Source organism: Pseudomonas sp. LBUM1651 (assembly GCF_059716135.1).
Genome location: NZ_CP166805.1, coordinates 4,941,737 through 4,960,667, shown reverse-complemented (window position 1 = coordinate 4,960,667; position 18,931 = coordinate 4,941,737). Strand labels below are relative to the sequence as shown.

Sequence of the window (18,931 nt, the reverse complement as noted above, 5' to 3'; positions counted from 1 at the left end):
GGCGTAGTGTCAGCAGTGATGATATCGACTGACACTACGCCTTCACGGGCAAGCCTTGCTCCTACAGTCCGCGTGTATCAGTTGGCAGTGCTGTAGCGTCGGACGCCGGAGTCCACCGCCGGAATCTGCGCGGCAGTGCTGCCGGACGCCTGGAACAACACCAGATGTTCAGCCGCCACGCGAATGCCAACCTCTGCTCCCACCAGATGATCAACATGGCTCGGGAAGATCGATTCAAGCTGCGCGCCTGTCGGCAACTGCAACCGATACAACGTCGACGCACCCTGGAACGACTTGCCGATAATCCGCGCCTTCAAATCGCTGTCCGGCGCATAAACGATATCATCCGGGCGCAGCAGCACATCCACCGCACCGCCAACCGGCCAGGTGTAGGCACGATTGCCGCGCAACTCACCCAGTTCGGTCTGCACCGATTCCGGGCTGCTCAACTGACCGCGAATGAAGTAGCCCTGACCAATGAAACTGGCCACATAAGGCGTCAGCGGTTCGTGATACAGGTTGTAGGGCGTGTCCCACTGTTCCAGGCGACCTTCCTTGAAAACTCCCACATGATCGCTGACCGCAAAGGCTTCTTCCTGGTCGTGGGTCACCAGAATCGCGCTGGTGCCACGGGCCTTGAGGATGTCGCGCACTTCGTGGCTGAGCTTGCGCCGCAGTTCGCCATCGAGGTTGGAAAACGGTTCATCCAGCAGCAGCAATTGCGGTTCCGGCGCCAAGGCGCGGGCCAATGCGACACGCTGTTGCTGACCACCGGAAAGCTCGTGCGGAAAGCGTTTTCCGAGGTTTTTCAGGTTGACCAGTTCCAGCAGCTCTTCGGTAACGCGGTCTTTTTGCGGGTGCTTGCGAATCCCGAACGCGATGTTCTCGGCCACGCTCAAATGCGGAAACAGAGCGTAATCCTGGAACACCATGCCGATCCGGCGTTTCTCCGGGGCGAGGGTGAAGCCGGCGCTGGAGATTGTTTCGCCCGCCAGGGTAATTTCACCTTCGTGCACCGGTTCAAAACCGGCAATCGCCCGCAGGGTCGTGGTTTTGCCGCAGCCTGAAGAGCCAAGCAGGCAACCGATGTCGCCGGCATTCAAATGCAGGTTCAGGTTCTGCACAACGCGCTGGTCTTGATAGCCGCAAGCGAGGTTGCGCAGGTTTAGCAGGAGTGGCTGACTCATGCGTGGTGATACGAAGGCGGGACGAGAAACTCGAGCAGGGCCTTTTGTGCGTGGAGGCGGTTTTCCGCTTGATCCCAGGCGACGGAGCGCGGGTCATCGAGCAGGTCGAGGCTGATTTCCTCGCCACGGTGGGCGGGCAGGCAATGCATGAACAGCACGTCCTCGGCGGCCAGATCCAGCAACGCGCGACTGACCTGGAACGGCGAGAACAGCTTCAGGCGCTTGGCGGTTTCTTCTTCCTGGCCCATGGAGGTCCAGACGTCGGTGCTGACCAGATGCGCGCCGCGCACGGCATCCTTCGGATCGCGGACGATGGTTACCCGATCGCCGGCCTTGGCCACGAATTCAGGGTTGGGTTCATAGCCTTCAGGGCAAGCGATGCGCAGCTGGAAGTCGAACTGGATCGCCGCTTCTATATAGCTGTTGCACATGTTGTTGCCATCGCCGATCCAGGCCACGGTTTTGCCCTGGATCGAGCCGCGATGTTCGAGGAAGGTCTGCATGTCCGCCAGCAGCTGGCAGGGGTGCAAATCGTCGGACAGGCCGTTGATCAGCGGGACGCGCGAATTGGCGGCGAATTCGGTCAGTGTGCTGTGGGAAAAAGTGCGGATCATCACCGCATCGAGCATGCTCGACATGACAATGGCGGCGTCGCCGATCGGCTCGCCACGGCCCAGCTGGGTGTCGCGCGGCGACAGGAAGATGGCCTGGCCGCCGAGCTGGATCATGCCGGCCTCGAACGAGATACGGGTGCGGGTCGAGGATTTCTCGAAAATCATCCCGAGTACGCGGTTTTTCAGAGGCTCGAACAGTACGCCGCGGTTACGCAGGTCTTTGAGCTCAACGCCTCGACGGATCACGCTGACCAGCTCTTCGGGCGTGCAATCCATCAGGGAGAGAAAGTGCCTTGCGCTCATCATTGACTACCTTTTTGCAACAGACCGCAGATACTCAAAGCCTTGTTTAATTGAAAAACGGGCGAGACCTGCGGCGTAAGCCGCACGGGGCGACGAAATAGGGAAGGCGCGATCTTGACATTAAATGTCGCGTTTTTCCAATAGGCTACGGAGTTTAGGGGATTTCAGAAGGGCTACGGGATGATTGCAGTAGCGCGTTTGAAGCCGGTTTCCTGACAGCAGCCCGTCATTTGTACACCGGGCTCGCGGGGCTTTGCAATCAAGCGGGGCGGGCATGGTTTACTGGTGGTCGGTTTCTGACGCGGTATTCTTGGTGTCAGATGGCAATGTGCCTCGTCTGAAACACTTGCTAATGCAATGTGCTGGGTTATAACTAAGTCACGATTGATGCAGGAAGCCTTCGGAATGGAATCGAAAGAACAGCAACTCATGGAACTGCTCGGCCTCACGGCCCGCTCACTGACGCATCTCACGGCTTCCATGACCTCGATGTCCTTCGAGCTTTTGCGAAGCAACGACGAGGTGACCAAAGCCGCCGGCCGGCGGATGATCGATCGCATGGCCACCATCAGCGCAGGTCTCGACGAGCACTGGCGACTGATCGGCGAACTGACCGGGGTGCATGTCGCCCAGGAGCAGATCGAAACCGTTCAGGAGATCCAGTTGCAGGCGCCGCCGAGGCTGCCGTCGAACTGATCGCGAGCGGCCATCGGCTGGCCTGATGGTCACCAATTCACAAGACGAACGTCGCTGGCGCAGCGGCGGAGCGCAGGCCATAGTTTTGATCCCGCGGCCGATATTACCCGCCCAGAACAAAACAGAGACTGGCCATGACCAAGACTCTCCATCACCGTGCCTGCCACCTGTGTGAAGCCATCTGCGGCCTGACCATCGAGACCACCGAGGCCGATGGCGATGTGCAGATCACCTCGATCAAGGGCGACGCCCAGGATACGTTCAGTCGCGGGCACATCTGCCCCAAGGCTGTCGCCCTGCAAGACATACAAAACGATCCGGACCGTCTGCGTCAGCCGATGCTGCGGGTCGGCAGCGAATGGCAGCCTATCGAATGGGACGACGCCTTCAACCTGGTCGCCGAGCGCCTGGCCGGGATTCAGGCGCGGCACGGGCAGAACGCGGTGGCGGTTTATCAAGGCAACCCCAGCGTGCACAACTACGGGCTGATGACCCACAGCAATTACTTCCTCGGCCTGCTGAAAACCCGCAACCGGTTTTCCGCGACGTCGGTCGATCAGTTGCCCCATCACCTGGCCAGCCATTTGATGTACGGCCACGGTCTGCTGTTGCCTATTCCGGACATCGATCACACCGATTTCATGTTGATCCTGGGCGGTAATCCGCTGGCCTCCAACGGCAGCATCATGACCGTGCCGGATGTGGAAAAGCGCCTGAAGGCGATTCAGGCCCGGGGCGGCAAAGTGGTGGTGGTCGACCCGCGCCGCAGCGAGACGGCGGCGATGGCCGACCAGCATCTGTTCGTGCGTCCCGGAGGCGATGCGGCACTGTTGTTCGGGCTGCTCAACACCTTGTTCGCCGAAGACCTGACCCGCGACAGCCATCTGCCGGTGGACGGTCTGGATGAGGTGCGTGAAGCCGTCGCGGGTTTCACTGCCGAGGCCATGAGCCCGCTGTGTGCTGTGCCGGCCGAGCAGATTCGCCAACTGGCGCGGGACTTCGCGGCGGCGCCGACATCGGTCTGCTATGGCCGCATGGGGGTCTCGACCCAGGCGTTCGGTACGTTGTGCCATTGGGTGGTGCAGCTGATCAATCTGGTCACCGGCAACCTCGATCGCGTGGGCGGCGCGTTGTGCACCGAGCCGGCGGTGGACCTGGTAGCGTCCACCTCGGGCGGGCATTTCAACTTGTGGCAGAGCCGCGTGTCCGGGCGTCCGGAATATGGCGGCGAGTTGCCGGTGTCGGCGCTGGCCGAAGAGATGCTCACCGAAGGGGAAGGGCAAGTCCGTGCGCTGATCACCGTGGCCGGCAATCCGGTGCTGTCGACGCCCAATGGGCGACAACTCGAACAGGCGCTGGACGGGTTGGAGTTCATGGTCAGTGTCGACCTGTACATCAACGAAACCACGCGCTATGCCGACCTGATCCTGCCGTCGACATCGGCCCTGGAAAACGATCACTACGACACCACCTTCAACATGTTCGCAGTGCGTAACGTCACCCGGTTCAACCGCGCAATCCTGGCCAAACCGGAAGGTGCGCTGCACGACTGGGAAATTTTTGTCGGGCTGGCCAAGGCCTTTGCCGCGAAGACCGGCAAAGAACTTAAGCCGACGATCCCACCCGCACAGATGATTGATCGTGGTTTGCGGATGGGCTTGTATGGCGATGCCTCGGAGCATCAGCTGTCGCTGGCGACGTTGTTCGATCATCCGCATGGTGTTGATCTTGGAGCGTTGAAATCCAACCTGGCTCCGCGCCTTAAAACCGCTGACCAGCGCATCCAGGCAGCCCCCGCGGCCATTCTTGCCGACCTGGCTCGCTTCGCCGCGCTGCAAGCGCCGGCCGCCGATGAATTGCTGATGATTGGCCGTCGTCACGTGCGCAGCAATAACTCGTGGATGCACAACTACCACCGGCTGGTGAAAGGCAAGCCGCGTCATCAATTGCTGATGCATCCGGACGACCTGGCCAGCCGCGGGCTCAGCGATGGGCAGCGGGTGCGGGTCAGTTCCCGGGTCGGCATGATCGAAGTGGAAGTGCAGGGCAGTCTGGACATGATGAAAGGCGTGGTCAGCCTGCCGCACGGTTGGGGGCATGCGCGGCCCGGCGTGCAGATGACGATTGCCAGCGGCCAGCCGGGTTCCAGCGCCAATGACCTGACAGACGAGTGTCAGCTCGATGAGTTGTCGGGGAATGCGGCGTTGAACGGTGTGCCGGTGACCGTGGCGGCAGCGTGACTGAGTCTGTCGGGGAGACCGAGCATGGCGCTCGGGTTTCCGTTACAATGCGCCACCGTGCCGACCCCTGAGTCGGAAAGTTCAGCCGAGGTGCTCCATGGATATCATCGAAACGATTAAAGAGCAGATTGCTAACAACACCATTCTGCTTTACATGAAAGGTTCGCCGAATGCCCCGCAGTGTGGCTTCTCCGCGAAAGCCGCGCAGGCCGTGATGGCATGTGGTGAAAAGTTTGCGTACGTGGACATCCTGCAGAACCCGGAAATCCGCGCCAACCTGCCAAAATACGCCAACTGGCCAACTTTCCCGCAACTGTGGGTTGGTGGTGAACTGGTCGGCGGTAGCGACATCATGACCGAGATGGCTGCAGACGGTTCGCTGCAAAGCACCATCAAGGCGGCTGTTGAAGCGGCTGCTGCCAACAAGTCCGAAGCCTGATCCGGTTCCTGTAGGAGCGAGGCTTGCTCGCGATGAACGATAACGCGGTTTATCAAGAACACCGCGTCATCGTTCATCGCGGGCAAGCCATGCTCCTACAAGAGCGAAGGCATAAAAAAGCCCCGCCTCTTGAAAAGAGAGCGGGGCTTTTTATTGTCTCGAGTTTAGCGGGCGCTAATTATTCTTCGCCCATCTGCGATTGCAGATAGTTCTCAAGACCGACTTTATCGATCAGGCCCAGTTGGGTTTCCAGCCAGTCGATATGTTCTTCTTCGGATTCGAGAATGTCTTCGAGCAGTTCACGGCTACCGAAATCGCCAACAGTCTCGCAATGAGCAATCGCGACTTTCAGGTCAGCGTGCCCGGTACGTTCGATGCGCAGGTCGCACTCAAGCATTTCCTGGGTGTGTTCGCCGATCTGCAGCTTGCCCAGGTCCTGCACGTTCGGCAGGCCTTCCAGAAACAGGATGCGCTTGATCAGCTTGTCCGCGTGTTTCATCTCGTCGATGGACTCGTGGTATTCGTGCTTGCCGAGCTTGTTCAGACCCCAATCTTCATACATGCGCGCATGCAGAAAATATTGATTGATCGCGACCAGCTCATTGGCAAGGATCTTGTTGAGATGCTGGATGACTGTAATGTCGCCTTTCATGATGGGGTCCTGCCCTGTATTAGCTGTCTATAAAGCAGAGTTTGAGCCGCACAACTAAGAGTGTCAAACCTAACTTATTGAAACTTAAGTGAACATACGGATCATGACTCAGCAGCAGTATCCGGGTGGGTGCGACATTACCTGTCGCATTGTGTTTGAGGCGCCAGGCCGGGCGCCTGCGATGGGGGTGGGAGCATTGAACTGCTGGGCGGACGGGCCGAAATTGCTCATGAGGGACGCCTGGAATGGGGGTATTTGATCGTTCCTGCTCTGCGTGGGAACGCCTCCCCGGATGCCCTGCGTTGACTGCGCACTCTAGGATGGACTACCCCCCCCCCTCGAAACAGTAGACATCCCCGGCCTATGCTTGGCCTACTCCCACTCCAAGTGCCGATCAAGTAGTGCGCTCGCTTGGGTACTTGAGCATGCCTTCGCAAAACATGTTTAGTAAGATCGCTCCGTCATTAGGACTGATATATTTTGAAGAAGCGCCGCTGTACCGTCAGGAAACTTCTAGCTCTGCACTGATCGAGATGATCGACGGTGCAGGATGTGATTGATGACAAAGGCAGCAAACAAGGCGATGAACGGCATCATCGGCATATGATAGCGATCCTGGCCGACGATCAGCAGAGCCACGGCTGCAAACAAGGCGGGCGTTACCACCAGCGGATCGAAAATACGCAAAGGCTTTTCCCGGAGAAATACTCCGACGCCAATGAGAGAGAGGGAGAAAATTGCTAACCAATAGGCGGCAGAGCCAGCCTTGAGTATCGGTTGCAATGCAGGAGCTAGCGAGTTCTGGTTCCACGCTATGCCGATGCTTTCGCGATCAAAGCTGTGGGCGACCCGGTTCAGGCATAACCGAAGATAGAGACCTGGATTTTCGCGAATGAATTCGAGCGCGAGACCTTTGTAATGGTTATCGCGGACTACTTCGTTTTTTGTATTGAGATTTATCTCGGGCACCGACATAAAGGCCCCATTCGCCTGGGGGTTATTGCCCATCCACAGATTGATACCGAAATTCGTAGAAATAAGTACCGGCTCGCCAAATAAAGCGCGATTACGCTCTGCCCAAGGAGTCAGCAATATTGCCGCGACGACCAGCGCCAGAATGACGTGCAGAACAGTTTGCGCCGGTTTACGGAAGGGCTGATCCAGAAGCGGTAGCAAAGCAATAAGCGGCAGAACCGTCGGCCGCATGAATGCGGCGGCGACCAGAAGAGCAGTCGATAGAACGGTGCGAGCCCAGTGCGGCAACTTCCCCGTGCCACGAGCCACAAAAGCCCAGACCACCAGCGTCATGAGAGGCAATTCGCTGTTTGGAACGGTGGTGAAGGCGATCCATGCGGGCCAGAAGGCGAATAGCAGCGCCGCGATGCGTGCGATCGTCCTGTCAAAATACAAAAGGCCGAGTTGATAGATTCCAGCTACCAATATAGAGCTGAGAATCAGGTTCACAAGAATGACTACCCAGCCATGCACGCCCAACAACGCATAAAAGGAGCCGTAAAGGGCGGACGGGCCCACAGGCCAGTAAGCCGTGGCTTCACCACCAGGATAGACATAGCCTCGGCCTGCGGCGATTTCCTGCGCGAAGCTGTGATACATGCCCGCGTCCGATACAGGGCTTACCGGAACCAATAGTCCCCATATCAACCGGATCGCAAAAGTCAGCATCAGAATGGGCAAGACACCTGACTTGAAGCTGGCCTGTGCGTGTAGCCATGTTGTGTTCACCATAAGGAAGGACCACTTATCGCCATGAAGAAGGTGCAGCCCATCAGTGCTACCACGACGATGCTCTGCCAGTCCCGCGCCGCGAAGAGCACGGGGTCTTCGTCCACTTCGCCTCGCACAGTCTTCATCCATAGGCGTGCAGTCCAATAGAGCATGAGCGAAGGCGCAAGCCACAACCATTCGTGCGAAGGATACATGACGGGCACAATCTCGGCCTGCGTGTACATGGCGAGGATCAGAACGCTGATCATGCCGCTGGATGAGCCAAGCGCCAGCACCAGCGGCAGGTCTTCAGCACGATAACCGCGACCAGGCACCGACTTGGCCGACAAGGCAGTATCCCGCAGCTCCGAGTAACGCTTCACCAGGGCAAGACTGAGGAAGATGAACATGGAAAAAGCGAGTAACCAAAAGGACGGTTTGATATCCGTCGCGGCGGCGCCCGCTATGACACGAATCGAATAAAGGCTGGCCAGTATCATCACATCGACGATCACCTGCTTCTTCAGCAGGAAGGAATAGGCAACGGTCAGAAAATAGTAGACACCGAGCACAACGAGAAAGCGTGGCGGCAATTGCAGCGCAAGTATCAGGGATGAACCAAGCAGCAAGGGGATGGCGGCGATGCCCGATTTCACGGGCAAGGTCCCAGCGGCAAAAGGCCGGTTCTTCTTGCGGCGATGCTTGCGATCTGCGGGCAGGTCGAGCAGATCATTCAGCAGATAGACGGACGAGGCGCACAGGCTGAACGAGATGAAGGCAAGGATCGCCCAGAACAATAGTTGCGGATTCGTCACCTGATGCGCCGCTAGCAGGGGGACGAAGACAAGGAGATTCTTCAGCCACTGCTGAATGCGCAGGGCTCTCCACCAGACACGAAAACCGCCGCTTGGATCCTCTATAAAACCAATGTCGTGATTGCGATCCCGCGCCGCTTGCCTCAGACCGTCCTGTGAGGAAACCAGAAACGCCCGGCGCGCCCGTGCGAATACGGGCAAGTCCGCCTTGTCGTTGCCGATATAGTCGAAGCCTCGTTCGCCAAAGCGTTCGACGAGCATACTAGCCTTGGCGTCGGAGGAAAAATTGGTGCCTTCGTCGCTGCACAGCACCTCGTCGAAGAGGCCCAGATGGTCCGTAATACCATTGGCGACGCTGGCGCAAGATGCCGTGGCAAGAATGATAGGGCGCTGCGCTGCGCGGGCGGTTTCGATCAGGGCCAGCACATCGGTGCGATAGGGGAGGCTAGCTGCATCGATCGTTACTCGCTCGGCGATGCGGTGCTTGAGGCTCGCCTTGCCCTTCATGAGCCAGCCCGGCAGGGAGGCGAGCGAGAGAGGCGAGGTCTTTGCAAGCAACAGAAATGTTTCGAGCAGCATGTCGGTGCGCACCAGTGTGCCATCCAGATCCACGCAAAGCGGAATCGGCGCGCCATCGGTTTCGTTCATGTTCGTCATGACGTCACGCCCCCCTCGCCATCACGACAACCCCGCTCATGATCAGCAATGTGCCGATGACCTTGGCCGCGGAGAAGGTGTCATTGAAGACGAGGCGGCCGAGCACGGCCGTTAGCACAAAGCCCAGTGCCACGAACGGATAGGCGAAACTGACCTGCACCTTGGATAGCACCATCAGCCAGACCGCCGCACTGCTGAAATACAGGAAAAGGCCGAGCAATATTAGGGGGTTGAGGGCAATATCGAGCAATGCTGATACTCGCGCCCCTCCTTCTGCGATCACCCTCTGGACGGAAGGGGAGTCCATGCCGGCCTTGAGGGCGATCTGCGCAAAGGCGGATATCGTGACGCTAATCAGGATGAGCCCATAAACGTTTTTTACTAGACTGAGCTTTAACAAAGCGCCCTCCCCCGAGTATGTGTCGCATTCTATTTTTGTAGCAGTGGCATTTGATTGCGTCAATTCGGCAGGAAACTCTCTCGGCCAGTGAGGAAGCAGTAAAGCAGGATTATCTACGACAACCAGGAAGAATTACGACTCAAGCCAGGCGACAAGACCACGCCCTTGGCAGAAGTAGAATGCGTAAAGCTGAACATGGATTGCCGTAACCCCGACAAACTCGTTCCCACGTTGCGAAAATTGTTGATCCGCAACGAAGCATCCCAATCGGAAAGATCGTTCGAAGCCCATTCGCCTATTTCCTTGACCGAACTCATAGAAAATCCCTTCTGGTGTTAATACGCCTGTTTTACGCCCAAGGGCAACGCACGCCTATCGAAACGGAGGAACTACAACAGCAAAGAAAAAATCCTGAGCGTTGGCATAACTTGGGTCGGCCCTTGAGCAAGGAGAAGGAGAAGGAGAAGGAGAAGGAGAAGGAGAAAGGAGAAATGTCAGCAAAGTCGAAAGCGGGGACGCTATTCGCGTGGCCACCTATCGACCGTGCTCAACGGTCATGCAGCGATCTCTGCTGACCTGGCGCTGCGCTTGGAACTCGCCGGTATAAGCACCGGCCGCCAGTGGCTGGCCATGCAGGCAACCTATGACTTGTGGCAGGCCGAATACCGGGGGCAGCCGAATATCGTACGTTTGCATGAAGTGCCAGCGTAACCCATGAGTAACCCCGACCAGAAACGACAAGGGCCTGCATCGCTGCAAGCCCTTGTTTTATATAAAATTATTGAAAATATAAAGCTAAATATAGGCGGACATGAAGTCCGGTTCTTTGGAATGTAGTATTTACGCCGCAGTAAATTCTACAGGGAAAGGAATCGCAGCCTGGGCTGTTTGCAATTTGGTCAGGGTTTCACGCACCACTTCCTTGGCAAGGCAGGCGCATTTGCCGCATTGGCTGGCTACGCCGGTAGCCTGACGGACTTCCTTGTAGCTGCAGCATCCTTCATAGATTGCTTCGCGGATTTGTCCGTCGGTGACGCCAGTGCAGAGGCAGACATACATAAGTGAGAACCGTCGCTGGTTGTGACTCAATTGCGAAGGATCTTAATGTTAACGAGAATGATTGTCAAAGTGGTTTCTGAAAGCTTTGCGCTATAAGCGAGCGCGACCGACGAACGGCTTTCTTCCGGGCAAACTGCCAGTAACCGCGGCAACGGCAAATTAACCCTCCAGCGAAAAACCGTTGAGGACAGCTCAAAAACGCAGTGTATGATGGCCGGTCCTTATGAAGCGGGTGGGTGTCACAGGGCTGTCGCCTGAGGGTGGCAGGCTGGCGCAAACCCGGAACTTCACGTTTTTACACCAGGAGATATTCAATGAGCGTACTCGTAGGCAAGCAAGCCCCTGACTTCACCGTACCGGCCGTACTCGGCAATGGCGAAATCGTCGACAGCTTCACCCTGTCGTCGGCCATCAAAGGCAAATACGGCCTGGTGTTCTTCTACCCACTGGACTTCACCTTCGTTTGCCCATCCGAGCTGATCGCTCTGGACAACCGCATGTCCGACTTCAAGGCTCGCAATGTTGAAGTGATCGCCGTTTCGATCGACTCGCACTTCACTCACAACGCATGGCGCAACACCCCGGTGAACAATGGCGGTATCGGCCAGGTTCGCTACACCATGGCTGCCGACATGAAGCACGAAATTGCCAAGGCCTACGACGTTGAGTCCGAAGGCGGCGTGGCTTTCCGTGGCGCGTTCCTGATCGACGACAAAGGCGTTGTCCGTTCGCAGATCATCAACGACCTGCCGCTGGGCCGTAACATGGAAGAGCTGATCCGTCTGGTCGACGCTCTGCAATTCCACGAAGAGCACGGCGAAGTCTGCCCTGCCAACTGGAAAAAAGGCGACAAAGGCATGACCGCTTCGACCGAAGGCGTCGCGGCTTACCTGACCGAGAACGCTGCTGCCCTGTAAGGCGCGTTCGAGGCATAAAAAAACCGGCCGTTGAGGCCGGTTTTTTTATGGGTGGCATAAACGCAGGTCCCTGTAGGAGCGAGCTTGCTCGCGATGGGCGTCAAAGATAACGCTTCAATCCTGACACCCCGCGGTGCTCTGTAGCGCATCGCGAGCAAGCTCGCTCCTACAATCAGTCGTTGTAGTCTTCCCAGCCGCCCATTTGCTTCCAGCGATTGACGATGCCGCAGAACAGCTCCGCCGTCTTCTCGGTGTCGTAGCGAGCCGAGTGGGCCTCGCGACCGTCGAAGTCGATGTCGGCGGCCTGACAGGCTTTCGCCAGCACGGTTTGACCGTATGCCAAACCGGCGAGGGTTGCCGTGTCGAAGCTGGAGAACGGATGGAACGGGTTGCGCTTCATGTCCAGACGCGCAACCGCCGCGTTCAGGAAGCCCAGGTCGAAACTGCTGTTGTGCCCGACCAGGATCGCCCGCTTGCAGCTGTTGGCTTTCAACGCCTTGCGGATGCCGCGGAAGATATCGGTCAGCGCCGCTTCTTCACTCACCGCCATGCGCAGCGGGTGATCGAGTTTGATCCCGGTGAACTCCAGGGCGGCCGCTTCGATGTTTGCGCCTTCAAAAGGTTCGACGCGGAAAAAGTAGGTGTGATCCGGGTATACAAAACCCTTCTCATCCATGGCAATGGTGGTAGCGGCTATTTCCAGCAAGGCGTCAGTGGCAGAGTTGAAACCACCGGTTTCAACGTCGACAACGACTGGCAGGTATCCACGGAATCGAGCTGCCATCGGGTGGCGTGGACCACCTCCGCCGCCTTGACCGTCCTGTTCGTCGTCGAAATGGTCTTCACTCACGCGTGTTCCTCCAGCAGGCGCCAGCGCAGTTTTTCACCGGCGCGCAGCGGGATAACGGTCAGCTCGCCAAATGGCAGGCTGGTTGGGGCGGTCCACTCGTCGCGGACCAGGGTGATGCGATCGGTGTTCACCGGCAGGCCATAGAAGCGCGGACCGTTAAGGCTGGCGAAGGCTTCGAGCTTGTCCAGCGCATTGCGCTGTTCGAACGCTTCGGCGTACATCTCGATCGCCGCATAAGCGGTGTAGCAACCGGCACAACCGCAAGCGGCTTCCTTGGCGTGCTGTGCGTGCGGCGCCGAGTCGGTGCCAAGGAAGAACTTGTCGCTGCCACTGGTGGCGGCGTCGAGCAAGGCTTCCTGGTGCGTATTGCGCTTGAGAATCGGCAAGCAGTAGAAATGCGGCCGAATTCCGCCGACCAGCATGTGGTTGCGGTTGTACAAGAGGTGATGCGCGGTGATGGTCGCGCCAACGTTGGCCGAAGCCTCGTTGACGAACTGCACGGCGTCCGCGGTAGTGATGTGTTCGAACACCACTTTGAGCGTCGGGAAACGCTCGACCACACGACGCATGTGCTCATCGATGAAGCGTTTTTCGCGGTCGAACACGTCGACATCGCCACGGGTGACTTCACCGTGAACCAACAAAGGCATCCCGACTTCGGCCATGGCCTCCAGCGCAGGGAAAATCTTGTCGATGCTGGTAACGCCAGAGTCCGAGTTGGTGGTCGCGCCGGCCGGGTACAACTTGGCGGCGTGCACGAAACCGCTGGCCTTGGCTTCACGAATCTCTTCGGGCTGGGTGCGGTCGGTCAGGTAAAGCACCATCAACGGTTCGAAACGACTGCCGGCCGGGCGTGCAGCGAGAATCCGCTGGCGATAGCCGTCGGCTTCAGCGGCGTTGCGCACCGGAGGTACCAGGTTGGGCATGATGATGGCGCGACCAAAGGTGCGCGCGACATCCGCAACGGTATTGGTCAACACGGCACCATCGCGAAGATGAATGTGCCAGTCGTCGGGACGCAGCAGGGTCAGGCGGTCGGACATGAGGGGATTCCAGGCGGGTCAAACTCAGGGGAATGCTACCGGAAAAGACTCTCTCAGGCACTCGCTATCAAGTTTTGCAGGAAGCTTCCGATATCCAACAGGTACGCCGTAAACATGTGTGTGTCGGTCTTTTTGTTGTAGAAGCCAGTGGAGCCTCCCGTGCGCCAGCGTTATTTAGCCTTGCTCAGTGTGTTTGCCAGCCTTCCCGCGATGGCGCTCACTTTCCAGACCCGTCTGGAGAGCATCGAGTGGACGGTCGAAGGGGACAAGTTCGAGTGCCGCCTGACTCAACCGATCACCGATTTCGGTTCGGGTGAGTTCGTACGCCGCGCTGGCGAGCAGGCAACGTTTCGTCTGAAAGCCTACAACTCTATGGTCGGCGGCGGCTCGGCGACCTTGTTGGCGGCCGCTGCACCCTGGCAGCCGGGGCGTGGCGACATCAATCTCGGTTCCGTGCAGATCGGCAGCGGCAATGTGCTGTTCAACAGCTCACAAGTTCAGGCCGGGCGCTTGATCAGTGGCCTGATGGTTGGGCGCAGTCCGGTCGTCCGACATTATTCGGGTGATGGCCGGGTCTCGGAAGTGCGGCTGTTACCGGTCAAGTTCAGCAAGGCGTTTAACGAATATCAGGGCTGCGTGGCGAAACTGCTGCCGAAGAATTTCGAGCAGGTCAAACAAACGCAGATCGGCTTTCCCGGCGACGGCCTGGATCTCGACGCGCAGGCCAAGTCTCAGTTGCAGGTGATGCTGGAGTTCATGAAGGCCGACCCGACGGTCAATCACATCGAGCTCGACGGCCACTCCGACAATAGCGGCAACCGCCTGACCAACCGAGACCTGTCGCGGCGTCGGGCCCTGGCGATCATGGAGTTCTTCAAGGCCAACGGTGTTCAGGAATCGCAGATTACCGTGCGCTTTCACGGCGAGCGTTATCCGTTGGCACCTAACACCAATGCGGCCAATCGGGCGAAGAACCGTCGGGTCAACGTGCACCTCGCACGGGTCGCGCCCACCGAGCAACCGGCGCCCCAATCAACAGCATCGGCGAGCGCGGCGAAGACTTCCTGACTCCTCGGTCATCGTCGCGCGTTCGACATAATCTGTCGCTTCGTCGTCATAAGCTGTCGCGCCACTGTAAATTATTCCGTATGAGCGGTAGACTTCTCGGCTTTCCGTAGAACCCCGTGGAGTGATGGCATGGCGGACGTAAACAAGGTCGTTCTGGCGTATTCCGGCGGCCTGGACACTTCGGTGATCCTCAAGTGGCTGCAGGATACTTATAACTGTGAAGTCGTGACCTTCACCGCTGACCTGGGTCAGGGCGAAGAGGTCGAACCTGCACGTGCCAAGGCTCAGGCCATGGGCGTGAAAGAGATCTACATCGACGATCTGCGCGAAGAATTCGTGCGCGATTTCGTTTTCCCGATGTTCCGCGCCAACACCGTTTACGAAGGCGAGTACCTGCTGGGTACTTCCATCGCTCGTCCGCTGATCGCCAAGCGCCTGATCGAAATCGCCAACGAAACCGGCGCTGACGCCATTTCCCACGGCGCCACCGGCAAGGGTAACGACCAGGTTCGTTTCGAACTGGGCGCCTACGCCTTGAAGCCAGGTGTGAAAGTGATCGCACCGTGGCGCGAATGGGACCTGCTGTCCCGTGAAAAGCTGATGGATTACGCTGAAAAGCACAACATCCCGATAGAGCGTCACGGCAAGAAAAAATCCCCGTACTCGATGGATGCCAACCTGCTGCACATCTCCTATGAAGGCGGCGTGCTGGAAGACACCTGGACCGAGCACGAAGAAGACATGTGGCGCTGGACCGTCTCCCCGGAGAAGGCTCCCGACAAGGCCCAGTACCTGGAACTGACCTACCGCAACGGCGACATCGTTGCACTGGACGGCGTCGAAATGACTCCGGCTACGGTGCTGGCGACCCTGAACCGTATCGGTGGCGAACACGGTATCGGCCGCCTCGACATCGTCGAGAACCGTTACGTGGGCATGAAGTCCCGTGGCTGCTACGAAACCCCAGGCGGCACCATCATGCTGCGCGCCCACCGTGCGATCGAATCGATCACCCTGGACCGCGAAGTGGCTCACCTCAAAGACGAGTTGATGCCTAAGTACGCCAGCCTGATCTACACCGGTTACTGGTGGAGTCCTGAGCGTCTGATGCTGCAACAGATGATCGATGCTTCCCAGGCACACGTGAACGGCGTTGTGCGCCTGAAGCTGTACAAGGGCAACGTGATCGTCACTGGTCGCAAGTCCGACGAATCGTTGTTCGACGCCAACATTGCGACATTTGAAGAAGATGGCGGCGCCTACAACCAGGCGGATGCGGCCGGCTTCATCAAGCTGAACGCCCTGCGCATGCGTATTGCGGCGAACAAGGGCCGGAAGCTTTTCTGAAGTTTCTGACGCTCTGATGGAATTTGTGGCCTTGTTTTCGACAAGGCCACAAATTTGGAAATAGGGGTTTTTCTTTCTGACATTGCGATTCATCTTTCTTCTTGTTTCGTAAACGCCATTCCTGCCTGCTGCTCTCCTGTCGATCGTAAAACGCTACTGACCGCTGTGGGTCATTTGGCGAGTTGATCAATGACCGTCATGCCCTGTGAGTTCACATTGTAAGCAATGCAAAACGGTGCGCCGCTGCGTTTCTTTACGTGTCTGAAAAATTTGATCGCGCTTTCTTTCAGTAAGTTCTCTGATTCGGCACTGGTGAGAAACACGACAACGTGCGTCGAATCTCCCTTGGGTAACCGAATCCTTTCCAGAAGCTCGCGGAATTCGATTTTTCTGTTCATCCATCGCGCATCAATGATGTGCAGGTCCTTCGCTCGCTCGGGCAACTCGATGTGGTGCTGGACCGATAGGTTTTCCCGTCCACCGTTCTCGCCAGGCGTGCCTTGAGCAACGTCCGGACGCTCGGCATTGTCCATGACTTTTATGAAATGCTTTCCCTTCTCAAAATCGGACGGCGCATAGAGCGATCGATAATTGAAGTTGAGTGTGGCGAAGAACAGAAGAAGCAAATAAAACGGAAAGCTGATCAAAAACCAGATATAGAGTTCTCTGTCCTTATTGTCGAGGAACGGCAGGGAGACTGCTGCCGATGTTTCAGACAGTGTTGCGAATATGGCGATGACTGTCATGGGGTTGGTGATTCTCTGTTTGAGTTTTATCATGTTTTGTACTCATATAAGTTTGTCTTTTCTCTTTAGGTTGATGGGTGATAGTTAGGGTTTGTAGTTTTTATATTAGCTGTGAATTTATAATTGGCCTATATCTGTTTTATTCCGATTAAGTTGTTGGGGGGGGTATAAGGTTTTGTGTGTGTTGTTTTCAAGGTGTCGCGTTAGCCCTGAAATGCAGGTGCTCGTGAAGAGTAGCTCAACTTTAGGGGCGCGTCCGACCACAGATATCGATTTATTGTTTTGGTTTTCTTTTTAAATTGATACAAAAAAATTGTTGATAAGTGGAGTGTCATAAAGCAAATAAAGTTTCCGACGCGTTGGTCTAGAAGATTTCTTGTAAGAATATTCTGCATTGTTTGTAGGGAATGTCTCTCGGTGTGGGTCGCCGGGAGGGGCAGCGTGCCATGGGTGAAACGACTAGGCTATTGTGCGGGCTCTAAAAATTCGAACAGCGAAAATTGGACTTGCCCATGAATAAAGTGCTGATCGTGGATGATCACCCCGTCATTCGTCTTGCGGTACGTATGCTGATGGAGCGTCATGGCTACGAAGTCATTGCAGAAACAGATAATGGCGTGGATGCATTACAACTGGCTCGTGAACATATGCCGGATATTGTCATCCTGGATATAGGAATACCGAAGCTGGATGGACTGGAAGTCATTGCGCGCCTGGTCTCGGCAGCAATGCCAATGAAAGTGCTGATACTGACTTCCCAGGCGCCCGGACATTTTTCGATGCGTTGCATGCAGTCTGGTGCTGCCGGATATGTTTGCAAACAACAGGATCTCACTGAGTTGCTCAGTGCAATAAAGGCGGTATTGTCAGGCTACAGTTATTTTCCCAATCAAGCCCTGCATACAGTGCGTTCCAGTCTGGGGAACGCCAGTGAAGCCGATATGGTGGATCGTTTGTCGGGGCGGGAAATGATGGTTTTGCAACAGTTGGCCCGGGGCAAGACCAATAAGGAAATTGCCGATGGAATGTTCCTCAGCAATAAAACCGTCAGTACTTACAAGACTCGCCTGTTGTTAAAGCTCAATGCGCGGTCCTTGGTGGACTTGATCGAACTGGCTCAACGCAATGGGTTGGTGTGACTGCACCAGCGCTTCACGGGGCTTGGTAAATGGGCGTTTTCGAGGTTTTGCACTTAAAAAAAGCCTCCGTTTCGGGAGGCTTTCAGGTGTCATAGGTCAAAATCGTAATCGGCCAACTGTTTTTGCAGTCGGCGCTCCTCCAGCAGGTTGTCGATAGTGCGGCGTTTGCTCAGGTTGGTCTTTGCCACTTCAACCACCGGTTCCGCGTCATCGGCCTCAACGGGTGTGAAGTCCTCTTCTACGTCCAATTGCTCTTTGCCAGTGCTCATAAGGTTAACTCCAGGCTAAGACTGCCTTTGGCGCCCCTTATAGCGACAATCTCTGCGCGGGTAAAAAAGATTTTTTCAATCGATAAATCAAGAAACCTAATAGCGCCTCAATCGTCCGAAGTCTTGTGCTTGTATTCGCACAGGTCTTCGATCCGGCAACTGCCGCAACGGGGCTTGCGGGCCAGGCAGACGTAACGTCCGTGAAGAATCAGCCAGTGATGGGAATCGAGCAGGTATTCCTTGGGCACAAACTTCATCAGTTTTTTCTCGACCTCGACCACGTTTTTACCCGGCGCAATGCCGGTACGGTTACTGACCCGAAAAATGTGGGTATCCACGGCCATCGTCAGCTGGCGAAAGGCTGTGTTGAGCACCACGTTGGCGGTTTTACGGCCAACGCCGGGTAGCGCTTCCAGCTCCTCGCGGGTCTGTGGTACTTCGCCACCATGGCGTTCCACCAGCAAGCGACAGGTCTCGATGACGTTTTTTGCCTTGCTGTTGAACAGGCCGATGGTCTTGATGTATTCCGATAACCCCTCGACGCCCAGCGCATAAATCGCCTGCGGCGTGTTGGCCACCGGGTAGAGTTTAGCGGTGGCCTTGTTAACGCCGACATCGGTTGATTGCGCTGAGAGAATCACGGAGATCAGCAATTCGAAGGGCGAGGAGTAGGCCAGTTCGGTCTTCGGTTCCGGGTTGTCTTCATGCAGCCTGCGGAAAATTTCCAGACGTTTTGCAGCATTCATGGGCAGTGCGTTTCCTCGA

19 protein-coding genes and 1 pseudogene are annotated in these 18,931 nt (G+C 56.8%); 8 read left to right on the top strand and 12 right to left on the bottom strand.

Annotation, left to right across the window (positions count from 1 at the left end; genetic code table 11):
* Positions 1-77 precede the first annotated feature (77 nt).
* Complete coding sequence (locus ACA066_RS23260; protein WP_497696797.1) at positions 78-1,187, bottom strand: ABC transporter ATP-binding protein; 1,110 nt, start codon at positions 1,185-1,187, stop codon at positions 78-80.
* Positions 1,184-2,104, bottom strand: a complete 921-nt coding sequence (argF, locus tag ACA066_RS23255; RefSeq protein WP_497696796.1) for an ornithine carbamoyltransferase — start codon at positions 2,102-2,104, stop codon at positions 1,184-1,186. Before argF ends, ACA066_RS23260 begins: the two co-directional genes overlap by 4 nt.
* A gap of 405 nt (positions 2,105-2,509) precedes the next feature.
* Between argF and plzR the strand changes: the two genes are divergently transcribed.
* The 3 genes from plzR to grxD all read left to right on the top strand — a co-directional run bounded on the left by plzR (position 2,510) and on the right by grxD (position 5,479).
* Entirely contained in the window at positions 2,510-2,800 is a 291-nt protein-coding gene (gene plzR / locus ACA066_RS23250; RefSeq protein ID WP_497696795.1) for a PlzR type 4 pili assembly inhibitor, read from the top strand.
* Between the two features lie 134 nt (positions 2,801-2,934).
* Positions 2,935-5,040, top strand: a complete 2,106-nt coding sequence (locus ACA066_RS23245) for a molybdopterin oxidoreductase family protein (RefSeq protein WP_497696794.1) — start codon at positions 2,935-2,937, stop codon at positions 5,038-5,040.
* Between the two features lie 97 nt (positions 5,041-5,137).
* Positions 5,138-5,479 (top strand): Grx4 family monothiol glutaredoxin, encoded by a 342-nt coding sequence (gene grxD, locus ACA066_RS23240; RefSeq protein ID WP_016773402.1) that lies wholly within the window; start codon positions 5,138-5,140, stop codon positions 5,477-5,479.
* Positions 5,480-5,657: 178 nt separating this feature from the next.
* On the opposite strand, the gene bfr is transcribed toward grxD, so the two are convergent.
* The 4 genes from bfr to ACA066_RS23220 all read right to left on the bottom strand — a co-directional run bounded on the left by bfr (position 5,658) and on the right by ACA066_RS23220 (position 9,728).
* The gene (bfr, locus tag ACA066_RS23235) at positions 5,658-6,131 is read right to left on the bottom strand and encodes a bacterioferritin (RefSeq protein WP_017340571.1); all 474 of its coding nucleotides are present in this window, start codon (positions 6,129-6,131) and stop codon (positions 5,658-5,660) included.
* Positions 6,132-6,644: 513 nt separating this feature from the next.
* Positions 6,645-7,877, bottom strand: a complete 1,233-nt coding sequence (locus ACA066_RS23230) for an ArnT family glycosyltransferase (RefSeq protein WP_497696793.1) — start codon at positions 7,875-7,877, stop codon at positions 6,645-6,647.
* Positions 7,871-9,328: a UbiA family prenyltransferase gene (locus tag ACA066_RS23225; protein ID WP_497696792.1), complete on the bottom strand. Its 1,458-nt coding sequence runs from the start codon at positions 9,326-9,328 to the stop codon at positions 7,871-7,873. Before ACA066_RS23225 ends, ACA066_RS23230 begins: the two co-directional genes overlap by 7 nt.
* Positions 9,329-9,332: 4 nt before the next feature.
* Entirely contained in the window at positions 9,333-9,728 is a 396-nt protein-coding gene (locus ACA066_RS23220) for an EamA family transporter (RefSeq protein ID WP_497696791.1), read from the bottom strand.
* Positions 9,729-10,262: 534 nt separating this feature from the next.
* Here ACA066_RS23220 and ACA066_RS23215 point away from each other — a divergent pair.
* Positions 10,263-10,439: pseudogene (locus ACA066_RS23215) on the top strand (helix-turn-helix transcriptional regulator); the annotation flags it as partial.
* Between the two features lie 129 nt (positions 10,440-10,568).
* On the opposite strand, the gene ACA066_RS23210 reads toward ACA066_RS23215, so the two are convergent.
* Complete coding sequence (locus ACA066_RS23210; protein ID WP_008032160.1) at positions 10,569-10,787, bottom strand: bacterioferritin-associated ferredoxin; 219 nt, start codon at positions 10,785-10,787, stop codon at positions 10,569-10,571.
* A 314-nt stretch (positions 10,788-11,101) separates the two neighbouring features.
* On the opposite strand from ACA066_RS23210, the gene ACA066_RS23205 reads away from it, so the two are divergent.
* Positions 11,102-11,704 (top strand): peroxiredoxin, encoded by a 603-nt coding sequence (locus ACA066_RS23205; protein ID WP_017340570.1) that lies wholly within the window; start codon positions 11,102-11,104, stop codon positions 11,702-11,704.
* Between the two features lie 172 nt (positions 11,705-11,876).
* Here ACA066_RS23205 and rnt read toward each other — a convergent pair whose 3' ends face one another.
* Together rnt and pyrC are read right to left on the bottom strand one after the other, a co-directional pair.
* Positions 11,877-12,554: a ribonuclease T gene (rnt, locus tag ACA066_RS23200; protein WP_497696790.1), complete on the bottom strand. Its 678-nt coding sequence runs from the start codon at positions 12,552-12,554 to the stop codon at positions 11,877-11,879.
* Positions 12,551-13,597, bottom strand: a complete 1,047-nt coding sequence (pyrC, locus tag ACA066_RS23195; RefSeq protein WP_084322707.1) for a dihydroorotase — start codon at positions 13,595-13,597, stop codon at positions 12,551-12,553. The genes rnt and pyrC overlap by 4 nt, the downstream gene beginning before the upstream one ends.
* A 159-nt stretch (positions 13,598-13,756) precedes the next feature.
* On the opposite strand from pyrC, the gene ACA066_RS23190 reads away from it, so the two are divergent.
* Entirely contained in the window at positions 13,757-14,665 is a 909-nt protein-coding gene (locus ACA066_RS23190) for a flagellar protein MotY (protein ID WP_497696789.1), read from the top strand.
* Positions 14,666-14,794: 129 nt separating this feature from the next.
* Complete coding sequence (locus ACA066_RS23185; protein WP_008009296.1) at positions 14,795-16,012, top strand: argininosuccinate synthase; 1,218 nt, start codon at positions 14,795-14,797, stop codon at positions 16,010-16,012.
* A gap of 170 nt (positions 16,013-16,182) precedes the next feature.
* Here the strand turns inward: ACA066_RS23185 and ACA066_RS23180 are convergent, their stop codons facing one another.
* A complete protein-coding gene (locus ACA066_RS23180) occupies positions 16,183-16,791 on the bottom strand; it encodes a hypothetical protein (protein WP_497696788.1) in 609 nt (202 codons plus the stop codon).
* A 479-nt stretch (positions 16,792-17,270) separates the two neighbouring features.
* Between ACA066_RS23180 and ACA066_RS23175 the strand changes: the two genes are divergently transcribed.
* Positions 17,271-17,897, top strand: coding sequence for a response regulator transcription factor (locus ACA066_RS23175; RefSeq protein ID WP_084322710.1), 627 nt, complete (start codon positions 17,271-17,273; stop codon positions 17,895-17,897).
* A gap of 89 nt (positions 17,898-17,986) precedes the next feature.
* On the opposite strand, the gene ACA066_RS23170 is transcribed toward ACA066_RS23175, so the two are convergent.
* Together ACA066_RS23170 and nth are read right to left on the bottom strand one after the other, a co-directional pair.
* Positions 17,987-18,166 (bottom strand): PA3496 family putative envelope integrity protein, encoded by a 180-nt coding sequence (locus ACA066_RS23170; protein WP_084322711.1) that lies wholly within the window; start codon positions 18,164-18,166, stop codon positions 17,987-17,989.
* Positions 18,167-18,273: 107 nt separating this feature from the next.
* Complete coding sequence (nth, locus tag ACA066_RS23165; RefSeq protein ID WP_008032146.1) at positions 18,274-18,912, bottom strand: endonuclease III; 639 nt, start codon at positions 18,910-18,912, stop codon at positions 18,274-18,276.
* Between the last annotated feature and the right edge of the window lie 19 nt (positions 18,913-18,931).